The organism is Methylophilales bacterium (assembly GCA_019823025.1).
Lineage (GTDB): Bacteria > Pseudomonadota > Gammaproteobacteria > Burkholderiales > Methylophilaceae > BACL14.
Genome location: CP081940.1, coordinates 153,649 through 165,609 on the forward strand (window position 1 = coordinate 153,649; position 11,961 = coordinate 165,609).

13 protein-coding genes are annotated in these 11,961 nt (G+C 34.6%); 9 read left to right on the forward strand and 4 right to left on the reverse strand.

The genetic code is table 11. The features are described from left to right. Nucleotides 1–10 precede the first annotated feature (10 nt). From lpxD to K6112_00845, 5 genes are read left to right on the forward strand one after another with little or no spacing between them, the layout of a single operon-like run. Nucleotides 11–1,003 (forward strand): UDP-3-O-(3-hydroxymyristoyl)glucosamine N-acyltransferase, encoded by a 993-nt coding sequence (gene lpxD, locus K6112_00825; GenBank protein QZP17933.1) that lies wholly within the window; start codon nucleotides 11–13, stop codon nucleotides 1,001–1,003. Next, a complete protein-coding gene (gene fabZ / locus K6112_00830) occupies nucleotides 1,000–1,452 on the forward strand; it encodes a 3-hydroxyacyl-ACP dehydratase FabZ (protein QZP17934.1) in 453 nt (150 codons plus the stop codon). Before lpxD ends, fabZ begins: the two co-directional genes overlap by 4 nt. 15 nt (nucleotides 1,453–1,467) lie before the next feature. Next, nucleotides 1,468–2,268 (forward strand): acyl-ACP--UDP-N-acetylglucosamine O-acyltransferase, encoded by an 801-nt coding sequence (gene lpxA / locus K6112_00835; protein QZP17935.1) that lies wholly within the window; start codon nucleotides 1,468–1,470, stop codon nucleotides 2,266–2,268. After that, a complete protein-coding gene (gene lpxB / locus K6112_00840) occupies nucleotides 2,261–3,391 on the forward strand; it encodes a lipid-A-disaccharide synthase (GenBank protein ID QZP17936.1) in 1,131 nt (376 codons plus the stop codon). Before lpxA ends, lpxB begins: the two co-directional genes overlap by 8 nt. Next, complete coding sequence (locus K6112_00845; GenBank protein QZP17937.1) at nucleotides 3,388–3,951, forward strand: ribonuclease HII; 564 nt, start codon at nucleotides 3,388–3,390, stop codon at nucleotides 3,949–3,951. The genes lpxB and K6112_00845 overlap by 4 nt, the downstream gene beginning before the upstream one ends. Here K6112_00845 and K6112_00850 read toward each other — a convergent pair. Genes K6112_00850 through K6112_00865 form a run of 4 tightly spaced genes read right to left on the reverse strand, consistent with a single transcriptional unit; the run spans nucleotide 3,943 to nucleotide 8,532 of the window. Continuing rightward, nucleotides 3,943–4,665, reverse strand: a complete 723-nt coding sequence (locus tag K6112_00850; GenBank protein QZP17938.1) for an SAM-dependent methyltransferase — start codon at nucleotides 4,663–4,665, stop codon at nucleotides 3,943–3,945. The genes K6112_00845 and K6112_00850 overlap by 9 nt on opposite strands. After that, nucleotides 4,666–5,238: a Maf family nucleotide pyrophosphatase gene (locus K6112_00855; GenBank protein ID QZP17939.1), complete on the reverse strand. Its 573-nt coding sequence runs from the start codon at nucleotides 5,236–5,238 to the stop codon at nucleotides 4,666–4,668. A gap of 21 nt (nucleotides 5,239–5,259) precedes the next feature. Continuing rightward, complete coding sequence (gene oadA, locus K6112_00860) at nucleotides 5,260–7,107, reverse strand: sodium-extruding oxaloacetate decarboxylase subunit alpha (GenBank protein QZP17940.1); 1,848 nt, start codon at nucleotides 7,105–7,107, stop codon at nucleotides 5,260–5,262. Nucleotides 7,108–7,113: 6 nt separating this feature from the next. Beyond that, nucleotides 7,114–8,532 carry an acetyl-CoA carboxylase biotin carboxylase subunit gene (locus K6112_00865; GenBank protein QZP17941.1) on the reverse strand — a complete coding sequence of 473 codons (1,419 nt, stop codon included), beginning with the start codon at nucleotides 8,530–8,532 and terminating at the stop codon, nucleotides 7,114–7,116. Between the two features lie 324 nt (nucleotides 8,533–8,856). On the opposite strand from K6112_00865, the gene rpmF reads away from it, so the two are divergent. Genes rpmF through fabD form a run of 4 tightly spaced genes read left to right on the forward strand, consistent with a single transcriptional unit; the run spans nucleotide 8,857 to nucleotide 11,956 of the window. Further along, nucleotides 8,857–9,036 carry a 50S ribosomal protein L32 gene (gene rpmF / locus K6112_00870; protein QZP17942.1) on the forward strand — a complete coding sequence of 60 codons (180 nt, stop codon included), beginning with the start codon at nucleotides 8,857–8,859 and terminating at the stop codon, nucleotides 9,034–9,036. 21 nt (nucleotides 9,037–9,057) lie between these two features. Then, nucleotides 9,058–10,068 (forward strand): phosphate acyltransferase PlsX, encoded by a 1,011-nt coding sequence (plsX, locus tag K6112_00875; GenBank protein ID QZP17943.1) that lies wholly within the window; start codon nucleotides 9,058–9,060, stop codon nucleotides 10,066–10,068. Nucleotides 10,069–10,077: 9 nt separating this feature from the next. Further along, a complete protein-coding gene (locus K6112_00880; protein QZP17944.1) occupies nucleotides 10,078–11,028 on the forward strand; it encodes a ketoacyl-ACP synthase III in 951 nt (316 codons plus the stop codon). Between the two features lies 1 nt (nucleotide 11,029). Continuing rightward, nucleotides 11,030–11,956, forward strand: a complete 927-nt coding sequence (gene fabD, locus K6112_00885; protein ID QZP17945.1) for an ACP S-malonyltransferase — start codon at nucleotides 11,030–11,032, stop codon at nucleotides 11,954–11,956. Nucleotides 11,957–11,961 lie beyond the last annotated feature (5 nt).

The following is an 11,961-nucleotide window of genomic DNA, read 5'->3' on the forward strand; positions in this document are numbered from 1 at the left end:
AAGTATGTGAATGTTGAAAGAATTTAAGTGTTCCGAGTTGGCTGAGGTAGTTGGAGGTAAAGCTTCCTCAGGCAATATTGTAGTCGATAATATTTCTTCTTTAGATTCCGCAAATGCTAGTTCAATTTCCTTCTTGTCAGACTCATCTTATATTCCAAAGCTTAAGAAGACAAAATCTAAAGTTATTTTAATTAAAAATGATGATTTAAAGTATTGGGAAAAAGATTATATTCTTGTTAAAAACCCTTATCTAGCTTTTTCTAAGATTGCTACTTTATTCAATGAGCTTGGTGAGAATGACAAACACACTATCCATGAATCTGTTGTTTTTGGTAATAATTCAAAACCTGAAAAAAATAATGATATACGAGCTCATTCCGTCATTGGAGATAATTGCTTATTAGGAAAAAAAATTCAAATTGGTACAAATGTTTCTATTGGGGATAATGTTGCAATTGGTGAAAATACAATTATTCATGCAAATGTAAGTATTGAGAATAATGTAAAGATAGGTATTAATTGTATATTATTTTCTGGCGCAAGAATCGGTACTGACGGTTTTGGCTATGCACCAGATGATGATGGTAGTTGGTCAAAGATTCCACAAACAGGTAGTGTGATTATCGAGGATAATGTACATATTGGCGCTAATACAACGATTGATTGTGGAGCGATAGATAATACTGTTATCAAATCAGGAGTAAAAATTGATAATTTAGTTCATATTGCTCATAATTGTGAAATAGGCGAAAATACAATTATAGCAGCGATGGCAGGCTTTGCTGGAAGTTCGAAGATAGGTAAGGGGTGTATGATTGGTGGAGGCGCTAGAATAGCTCCAAATATTTCCATTGCTGACAAGACTGTAATTTCACCTACAACAGCAATTGGAAGATCCATTAAAAAAGAGGGGCAAAGGTTTACTGGAGCCTTACCTCCATTGAGTCACAAAGATTGGTTAAAGTTTGCAGTTAAATTTATGATTAGAAAAGGTATTAAATGACACAAAACACCTCAATGAATATTAATGAAATATTAGACCATCTTCCCCATAGGTATCCATTTGTTCTGATTGACAAAGTTTTGTCATATGAGGTCGGTAAAAAAATTGAAGCCATTAAAAATGTAACAATTAACGAACCATTCTTTCCTGGACATTTTCCTCATTATCCAGTGATGCCTGGAATTCTAATTATTGAGGCTATGGCTCAAGCTGCAGCAATATTATCTTTTAAAACAATGAATGATAAGCCAAACGATCATTCAGTTTATTATTTTGCAGGAGTGGATAATGCAAGATTTAAAAAGCCTGTGGTGCCTGGTGATCAATTAAATTTGACCATTTCAATAGAAAAAAGAATCAAAGGGTTTTGGAAGTACAAGGGAATTGCATTGGTTGAAAATAAAGTTGTAGCTGAAGCAAATATTACATGCATCCTAAAAGAAATTTAAAAGAAAGATTGATCAATGGAATTTGAGCAAGATATTCATCCTACCGCTATCATTCACCAAGACGCAATATTACATAACAATGTAAAGGTTGGTGCTTACTCAGTAATTGGAGGGTCAGTTGAGCTTGGCGAAGACACTGAAATTGGTAACCATGTAAATATAACTGGTCATACAAAATTAGGTAAATCAAATAAGATATATCATAGTTCATCAATAGGCGAGCAGCCTCAGGACATGAAGTATAAAAATCAAGAAACTTTGCTTGAGATCGGTGATAGAAATACCATTAGAGAGTTTTGTACAATAAATACCGGGACAGTCGAAGGAAACAAAAAAACCTTAATTGGAAATGATAATTGGATTATGGCTTATGTTCATATTGCTCATGACTGTATCGTTAAAAATAATATAGTTATTGCCAACAGCGCTACGCTTGCTGGACATGTAGAAGTTGATGATTATGTAATAATAGGTGGGTTAACAGCTATACATCAATTCTGTAAAATCGGTCAACATGCTATAACAATGGGGGGCACATTGCTTTCTCAGGATGTACCTCCTTATGTTCGAGCTGTTAGTAAGGGTGGAATGGCATTTCCAAATGGAATAAATTCTGAAGGGCTCAGGAGAAGGGGCTTTACTGCCAAAACAATTAGCGATATCAAGAATGGTTACAAGGTTATATATATGAGAGATCACTCAGTAGATGAGGCAAAAAAAGAGCTTTCTAAGCTTGTACTATCCTCGTCTGAAGTAGGTGCTTACATAGACTTTATTGAGAGATCAAATAGAGGACTTATAAGACCAAGTGGCTAAAATAGCCATATTAGCAGGTGAGCCATCGGGAGATCTGATTGCTTCGCAGCTCATGGCTTATGTCAGGTCTAAAGTAAAGAATATTGAGTTTATTGGGGTAGGAGGATCCTTAATGAAACAACAGGGATTAAGGTCCTTTTTCGATTATTCAAATCTTTCTCTGTATGGTGTTTTTCAAGTAATTCCAAATATCCCAAAGTTAATTTTTTTAAGATATAAGTTAATTAATTATTTAAGAAATGAGAAACCAGATATTTTTATTGGTGTAGATGCTCCTGATTTCAATTTTTATATTGAAAAGAAACTTAAACAAAGTGGTATACCAACTTTTCATTACGTTGCTCCATCGGTATGGGCGTGGAGGCCAAATAGAGTTTATAAGATAAAAAAATCTACTGACCATATATTTTCAATTTTTCCCCATGAAAAACCATTGTTTGTGAAAGTTGGTATAGAAACAACTTTTGTTGGCCACCCTTTAGCAAATAAAATCCCATTACAATCAAATATGAATAAATACCGTAAGGCATTGAGACTTAATCGTGATGAACTCGTAATAGCTCTTTTACCAGGAAGTAGAGTGGGTGAATTGAAAGCTCATACTGATACCTTGCTTGAAACAGCCCAAAATCTATTTGAAGTCTATCCAGATGCTAAATTTTTAATACCTGCAACAAATGTTAAAAATGTGAATTTTATAAAAGGTCGGATGAGAAATAATCCTACTAAAAATATTAAGCTGATCAATGGGAAGGTCGATGAAATACTGAGTTCTGCAAATATCGCTATAGCAGCTTCAGGAACTGCATCACTGCAAATTGCATTACATAAAAAGCCGATGATTATAATTTATAAGGGCTCTTGGATTTCATATTTTATATGGAAAATGGTGCGTTTAATTCCATATGTAAGCTTGCCAAATATTTTACTTAATGAAAATTTTATTCCTGAAATGCTGCAACATAGAGCAACGCCAAATCTATTAAGTGAAAAAGCTTGTGAAATTATTAAAGATAAAAAATACTCAAAAAAAATTGAGTCTAAATTTAATATGCTTCATAAAGATTTAAAAAGGAATACATCATCTATAATTTTTAAAATAATAAAGCCTTACCTTAAATGACCCATATATGTGGAGTTGATGAAGCTGGAAGGGGGCCTTTATGCGGACCTGTTTTTGCTTCAGCAGTCATTCTAGATAATGATTTGAAAATAAAAAATTTAGATGATTCAAAGAAAATTTCTCCCAAAAAAAGAAATGACATTTATGAAGAGATAAAAATAAAATCTTTTGAATATACTTTTGCATCCGCAAGTGTTGAAGAAATTGACGAATTAAATATTCTAAATGCTTCATTACTTGCAATGAAAAGGGCAATACTAAAGTTAAATAAGAAGCCTATTGATTGCTATGTTGATGGACTTTATACACCCAAAATAGAGGGATGCAATTTAACTGCAATAATAAAGGGCGATTCATTAATTCCATCAATCTCAGCAGCTTCAATTATTGCTAAAGTCGAGAGAGATAAATATATGGAATCTTTGCATGAATTGTTTCCTCATTATGAGCTGAACTCTCATAAGGGGTATCCAACAAAAAAACATATTTCTTTAATTAAAAAATATGGTGTAAATGAGATTTATAGAAAAACCTTTAAGCCTGTTAAAGATTTAATTTAAAAGAAAAATGCATAGTTTCTTTGAGAGATCAGGTGTTTTATTACGACGCCACTCCTTTAATGATTTACTTAATATTACCTGGTCGGTATCAGTTAAATTAGTTGCCACACAAAGCTTTATACATTCATTATCTATTTTCAAAATATCTGTTAATAATTTATTATTCCGATAAGGCGTTTCAATAAAAATTTGTGTTTCCTGTTTTGTTTTTATATTTTTTTGAATTTCTTTAAAAAAATCTATTTTTTTATTTTCTTCAATGGGCACGTAGCCATGAAAGCAGAAGTTTTGCCCATTAAATCCTGATGCCATTAATCCTAAAATAATGGATGAAGGACCAACTAAAGGTTTTACCTTAATTTTGAGCTCATGTGCTTTAGAGACTATGAAAGCTCCTGGGTCTGCAATGCATGGAGTTCCTGAATCAGACAATAACCCTATGCTCTCTCCAGCTAAGATTGGTTTTAAGTAATTTTCGATTGATTCTAATGAAGATTTTTTGCTATGCTCAACAATATTAAGATCTTGGAGATTTTGATCTAGATTAAGTTTTTTAAGTGCTTTTCTTGCAGTTTTCGGATTTTCAACAATAAAATTTTTAATTTTTTTTAATTTTTTTTTGTCCTCTTCTAAAAGAAAATCATTATTAAATTCTTGTTCAATTGATATGGGAATAAGAAATAATTCCCCTTGATTTCTAGTATCCTTCTCCAATTAAATAACTCCATATTTTTCAAACATCTGTGATAGCTTAATCAATGGAAGCCCAATAACAGCCGTGGGATCATTACATTGAATTACTTCTAATAGGGAAATTCCAAGACCTTCAGATTTTATGCTTCCCACACATTGAGTGGGATCTTCCATTTTAAGATAATTTTTTATCTGTTCTTCAGAAAGTTTTTTGTAAGTTACTGAGAATTTAACGACTGCATCGGTAGAAATATTTCTCTGTATATTTTTTAAGCATAAACCTGAATAAAAATTTAATGTTTGTCCGCTGAGTTCACTTAATTGAATAAAGGCATTTTCAATACTTAGAGGTTTTCTTACCTCTTTATTATTAAATTCTGCTGTTTGATCTGAGCCAATTACAAATGCTGATGGATTTTTTTTTGCAATTGCCTCTGCCTTTTCGTTTGAAAGCCTTCTTGCTTGGTCTTCAAAAGGTTCATCATTCATTCTTTCCTCATTTATATTAGGTGAAGTAGACGTAAATTTTACAGGGAGTCTTTTAAGTAGTTCTTGACGATAGATTGATGAAGACGCAAGAATTATTTTACTCATAAAGAAATAACTTCATTCTAGTTACTGAGGTTGGATTTCGATGAGTGTTTCATTTGGAGACACACTGTCACCATTTGCAACATGAATCGCAACAACAATTCCAGATTTTGAGGCCTGTATCTCATTCTCCATTTTCATTGCCTCTATCACAATTACGCTATCGCCTGCATTAACGCTATCACCCACTTTTACTTTGATATCAATAATTGTTCCGGGCATGGCGGTAGTGACGCATCCATCATGCTTAGGTCGCGCATGTTTTGATGCTTTCCCTTGGTTTGTTTTTTCACTAACATCTAGATTTTTCCCATTGCCATCACTCACAATAACTTGATCCAGAGTTTCAACTAGAACCTCTTCTGATATCCCATCAACAGATACATAGAATGGTCTTTCAGGATCCCCTGAATTACCAGAACCTGTTAGATTTATATGATAGGTTTCCCCATGAAGCGTAATATTAAACTCAGATGGTGCATAGCGATTACTCGCATCATTAGCTTCACTTTTTATTAGTAATTCTTCTGGAACAAGTGAGCCTGCGTTTCTTTCTTTGAGGAATGAGGTCGCTAAATCAGGGAACATTGCATATGTTAGGAGGTCCTCATCACTTTTTATAATTTCGTCCGCTTTGACTCTAAGGTTTTCAATTTCAGGCTTTAGTTCGTCTGCAGGTCTACAAGTTATTGGTTTTTGGTCCCCAATAGCCTTAGATTTTATTTCTTCATTAACTTTTCCTGGAGCAGCTCCATATTGTCCAAGAAAGTAATTTTTAACTTCATTAGTGACTGTTTTGTACCTCGAACCAGTAATAATATTTAATGCCGCTTGAGTACCAACAATTTGTGATGTTGGCGTAACTAGAGGAGGGTAACCTAAGTCCTTCCTTACTTCGGGTATCTCTTTTAAAACATCATCCATTTTATCGAGCGCGTCTTGATCTTTTAATTGATTAGATAAGTTAGAAATCATTCCACCAGGAACTTGATTTGATAAAACTCTCGGATCAACGCCTGTAAATTCTGATTCAAATTGCCAATATTTTTTACGTGCTTCTCGGAGATGTTCGCTTATAGAGTCTATTGCAGCTATATCAATATTAATCTCATAACCCATACTTTGAAGGGCAGCAATTATAGATTCTGTAGTTGGATGACTAGCGCCCTCAGAGAAGCTTGAATTACAAGTATCAATAATTGTAGCTCCAGCCTCGACCGCGGCTATTAGGTTTAGACTTGCAAGACCAGCAGTAGCATGACTATGAACATGAATTGGAATACTGATATTTTTTGTCAGTAATGATACAAGTTCTTTTGTAGATTGAGGTGTGAGTAGACCCGCCATATCTTTTATTGCTAAGGTGTCGCTACCCATAGATTCTAATTTTTTTGCCATTTCCAAAAAGTATTCATTATTATGAACTGGCGATGTTGTATAGCTTAAGGTTCCCTCAGCATGTTTTTTATATTTCTTAACTGCTTTGATGGATGTTTCAATATTTCTAATGTCATTCATAGCATCAAAAATCCTAAATATATCTACACCATTTTCAACAGATTTTTTTACAAAAAGATCAACAACATCGTCTGAGTAATGTCTATACCCAAGAAGATTCTGGCCTCTTAATAACATTTGGATACGGCTGTTGGGAAGCGCTTTTCTTAGTTTTTGCAATCTCTCCCATGGATCTTCTTTTAAATATCGGACACACGCATCAAAGGTTGCACCACCCCATGCTTCAATAGACCAAAAATCCAAAGCATCAAGTTGTGGGCATATAGGCAGCATATCCTCAGTTTTTAATCTTGTTGCTATATGGCATTGATGACCATCTCTGAGAACAAGCTCTGTTATATCAATTTTTTTCATATTTTTTTAAATCCCTTCATGAGCAGCAATTGCCGCCCCAATAGCTGCAGCAATCACAGTAGGGGGCAACTCCTCATTATAGTCAGTTAGTTCAGGATTTGATTCAACAAAACTAGTGTTGAAGTCAGCCCCAATAAATTTTTCATTTTTAAGAATTTCGACATAATAGGGAATAGTAGTTTTCACACCAAATACACCAATATCTCCAAGCGCCCGAATGCCTCTTGTAACTGCATCATCCCAATTTAAAGCCCAAATGATGAGTTTAGCGCACATTGAATCATAGTAGGGAGGGATTATATAACCTGTATAAATTGATGCATCCGTCCTTACCCCAGGGCCACCAGCTGCATAATATCTCGTAATTTTACCAAAAGATGGTACGAATTCTTGTTTTGGATCCTCTGCATTAATTCTAAATTCAATAGAGTAGCCCCTGTGTTGTATTTCTTCTTGCTTGTATCTCAGGTTTAATCCACTTGCAATCCTAATTTGCTCTTGAACAATATCAACGCCAGTAATATTTTCTGTAATTGTATGCTCTACTTGCAAGCGTGTATTCATCTCCATAAAATAAAAATTATTTTCGCTATCAAGGAGAAATTCAACAGTACCTGCATTTTGATAATTTACAGCTTTGGATGCTTTAACAGCAAGATCACCAATATACGTTCTTTGCTCTTCATTAAGCTGTGGTGAGGGAGCTATCTCAATTAGTTTTTGATTTCTACGTTGTATTGAACAGTCTCGTTCAAATAGGTGAATAGCATTATTATCCTGGTCTGCTAAGATCTGTACCTCAATGTGTTTAGGGTTTAGTATACATTTCTCAATAAATACTTCAGGACTTCCAAATGCCTTTGTAGCCTCCGAAATGACTCTCTCATAATTTGACTCTACTTCATTCTCATTATCACACCTGCGGATACCTCTTCCACCACCACCATTAGTAGCCTTGATCATTACAGGAAATCCAATATTTTTTGAAATCTTTACAGCTTCAGCAAGATCTTTTACGTTTCCTTCGCTACCAGGAATCACTGGGACTCCTGCCTTAATCATTGCTTTTCTAGCTTCAATTTTGTCTCCCATTTTTTGGATGACTTCTGAGCTAGGACCGATAAAATGTAACCCTCTTTTTTTACAAATAGCCGCAAAATTTGAATTCTCTGATAAAAAGCCATATCCAGGATGAACCCCATCACACCCAGCAGTAACGGCAACATTGGCGATCCAATGAGCATTTAAATAACCAGATAAGGGGTCAGATCCAATGAAATATGATTCATCAGCTTTCTTAACATGCAATGCATGTCTATCCGCATTGGAGTAGATCGCTACACTTGTGATACCCATTTCCTTACATGCTCTAATAATTCGAACAGCAATTTCGCCACGGTTAGCAATAAGAATTTTTGATATCAAAAATTATGTCCTTTGATGATAGGTTCTTTTATTAATTTATGAAATTCGTATACTGAATTGCACAATCTCAGCCGGCAATTATAACATGTTGAAAATAATCTTTTGCCAACTATGATCATTCAATTTTGAATTTATGTAATATCGAGAGTATATAAAGTTTCTTTTGAGCCGCTACTTTTCTTGGTAAAATTGGGAATAGGTATAATTCAAAATAGATAGATTTTATGATAAAATCTCCGCTTAATAATGAGTAAAAGCTTTGTTTACAGATATTAAAAAATTTCTAGCTTTGAAAAATTAGCTTATTTAAATTAGGAGTACTGTATGGCCGTTCAGAAAAGTAAAAAATCACCATCAAGACGAAATATGAGAAGATCTCATGATGGTCTATCAAATGCCGCAATAGCGATTGAAAAAACAACGGGTGAAACTCACCTAAGACATCATGTCAGCGCATCAGGTTTCTACAAAGGTAAAAAAGTAATAGAGACAAAAGGCGAGTAGGCATCAGTCTACGATTAGCTGATGCAACATAAAATTTCAGTTGATGCAATGGGCGGTGATTTTGGTCCGTCTGTCACAATCCCAGCATCATTAAAGATTTTAAAAAAATATGAGAACATATCTATAGTTTTAGTGGGTAATGCTGATGAAATTACCCAAATACTCAAGAAGAAAAAATCACTAAATCATCCTAGAATTACTATTCATAATGCGACTCAAATTGTTGGCATGGATGAGCTTCCACAAAGTGCATTAAAAAATAAGAAAGACTCATCAATGCGAGTGAGTATTAATTTAGTGAAAGAAGGTGTTGTTGATGCCTGCGTGAGTGCAGGCAATACAGGCGCTCTTATGGCAACTGCCCGCTTTGTTTTAAGAATGTTGCCTGGTATCGATAGACCCGCTATATCAAGTGAATTGCCTAGTGCTAACGGTACAACATGTATGCTGGATTTAGGTGCTAATGCAGACTGCACCCCTGAACAGCTTCTTCAATTCGGCATTATGGGATCAATTTTGACAAATGTTTTGCATAAAAAAAATAACCCATCAATTGGGTTATTAAGTAACGGAAGTGAGGCGATGAAAGGAAGTGAGGTGGTAAAAAAATCTGCAGAGTTATTTAGAAATAGTCATTTAAACTTCCATGGAAACGTCGAGGGGGATGATATATTTAAGGGAACTACTGATGTGGTTGTCTGTGACGGCTTCACAGGAAATATTTCATTAAAGACAACAGAAGGCCTAGCTCAGATGATGGCAAATTTTCTAACGGTAGAATTTAAACGTAATTTTTTAACAAAAATTTCAGCACTTATTGCACTTCCCGTTTTGAACCGATTTAAAAAAAGATTAGATCCTCGTAGATATAACGGGGCTTCATTCCTTGGGCTTAATGGGATTGTAGTTAAAAGTCATGGAGGTGCAGATGAATTTGCATTCATACATGCTTTAGAAACAACGATTTCAGAATCAGAAAATGATGTAATATCCAAAATTAAAGATCAACTTAAAGTTGAGTCAATAATATAAAATAATCTAATGAACTATTCAAAAATAAAAGGATGCGGAAGCTACCTGCCTACGAAGGTTTTAACTAATGCTGACCTTGAGTCAACTCTAGACACAACAGACGAATGGATCACCACAAGAACTGGAATCAAAAAAAGACATATTGTTGCTGAGGATGAATTAACAAGTGATCTGGCATATGAGGCAGCTAAAATCGCAATTAGTGATGCCAACATACAATCAAGTGAAATTGATTTAATTATAGTTGCTACTACCACACCCGATAAAGTATTTCCAAGCACTGCATGTATCTTACAAAAAAAATTAGGCATTGACGAATGTGCAGCATTCGATATCCAAGCTGTCTGTAGTGGTTTTATTTATGCGCTTTCGGTGGCTGATAAATTTATAAAGACAGGGTCTGCAAAAAATGTATTAGTTGTAGGTGCAGATGCAATGTCTAAAATTACTGATTATTCGGACAGAAGTAATGCAATTTTATGGGGTGACGGCTCAGGTGCGGTTATCCTCTCAAAATCAAATGAAGAAGGAATTCTTTCTACTCATATACATGCCAAAGGGGAACATGAGGAGCTTCTTCATGTTCCAAGAAAAGGGCAGCAAGGCTTAAAAGATACTATTGATATGAAAGGCAATCAGGTTTTTAAGATGGCGGTAAATACACTTGATATGATTGTTGATGAAACATTAAATGCGAATAATCTTGCGAAAGAAGATATTGATTGGGTTGTTCCTCACCAGGCTAACATCCGTATTCTTGAAGCCACTGCAAAAAAATTAAATATGAGTATGGATAAATTAATTGTGACTATTGATGAACAAGGCAATACTTCAGCTGCATCAATACCCTTGGCGCTTGACTTTGGGATTAAGCAAAAAAAAATAAAACCAGGACATTTAATTTTAATGGAAGCATTTGGGGGTGGTTTTACCTGGGGCTCAGCACTAATAAGGATGTGATATGACTGATTTTGTAGCATTATTTCCAGGACAAGGTTCACAATCAATAGGAATGATGCAAAATTTAACTTCGAATTCCCTAATTAAAAAAACTTTTGATCAAGCATCAGATATCCTAAATACCAATTTTTGGGATATGGTAAATATTGAAAATACGAATATCAATCAAACAATTAATACGCAACCCTTAATGCTTGCTGCCGGTATTGCAACATGGCGAGTATTTAAGGAGAGTAACATTAACCACCCATCTTTTGCAGCAGGTCATAGCCTTGGTGAGTTCACAGCCTTGGTGGCGGCAGAAGTATTTTCATTTGAGAATGGACTACATATTGTTAAAAAAAGGGCCGAGTTAATGCAAAACACTGTAACAAGTGATGAGGGTGCGATGGCCGCAATTTTAGGTTTAAAAGACAGTGAAGTTATTAATATCTGTAATAACCTAAAGGAAAAAGGGGTTATAGAGGCAGTCAATTTTAATTCCCCTGGTCAAGTTGTAGTGGCCGGAGAAAAAATAACAATTGAAACCTCGCTTGAGGTGTTTAAAGAGGCAGGAGCTAAAAGAGCGATTATTCTTCCTGTTAGTGTACCGTCGCATTGCAGCTTGATGAAAGAAGCAGCGATAGAATTCAAAGAGTTTTTATCTTCTATTAACTTTGCAAAACCAATATTTCCTGTAGTGCAAAATTTTGAGGCAATTCCCTATGATGATGAAGAAAAAATCAAAGAAGGACTTTTTCATCAGTTATTCAATCCTGTAAGATGGACGCAGTCTATGGAGTTTATGATTGAAAAAAAACTTAATATTTTTCTTGAGATTGGTCCTGGCAAAGTCCTTACGAGCCTAAGTAAGAGGATTAATAGAGATTCAAATAACATTTCAATTGATTCAATGGAGTCAATTGAAAATTTTAAAGAGATTAGTTAAATTAC

What these genes read in the sequence shown, in the direction of transcription:
- K6112_00855 (QZP17939.1), bottom strand. Translation starts at nt 5,238, where the DNA reads ATGAGTAAAATAATTCTTGCGTCTTCATCAATCTATCGTCAAGAACTA.
- lpxD (QZP17933.1), top strand. Translation starts at nt 11, where the DNA reads ATGTTGAAAGAATTTAAGTGTTCCGAGTTGGCTGAGGTAGTTGGAGGT.
- plsX (QZP17943.1), top strand. Translation starts at nt 9,058, where the DNA reads ATGCAACATAAAATTTCAGTTGATGCAATGGGCGGTGATTTTGGTCCG.
- fabD (QZP17945.1), top strand. Translation starts at nt 11,030, where the DNA reads ATGACTGATTTTGTAGCATTATTTCCAGGACAAGGTTCACAATCAATA.
- oadA (QZP17940.1), bottom strand. Translation starts at nt 7,107, where the DNA reads ATGAAAAAAATTGATATAACAGAGCTTGTTCTCAGAGATGGTCATCAA.
- K6112_00845 (QZP17937.1), top strand. Translation starts at nt 3,388, where the DNA reads ATGACCCATATATGTGGAGTTGATGAAGCTGGAAGGGGGCCTTTATGC.
- fabZ (QZP17934.1), top strand. Translation starts at nt 1,000, where the DNA reads ATGACACAAAACACCTCAATGAATATTAATGAAATATTAGACCATCTT.
- K6112_00880 (QZP17944.1), top strand. Translation starts at nt 10,078, where the DNA reads ATGAACTATTCAAAAATAAAAGGATGCGGAAGCTACCTGCCTACGAAG.
- lpxA (QZP17935.1), top strand. Translation starts at nt 1,468, where the DNA reads ATGGAATTTGAGCAAGATATTCATCCTACCGCTATCATTCACCAAGAC.
- rpmF (QZP17942.1), top strand. Translation starts at nt 8,857, where the DNA reads ATGGCCGTTCAGAAAAGTAAAAAATCACCATCAAGACGAAATATGAGA.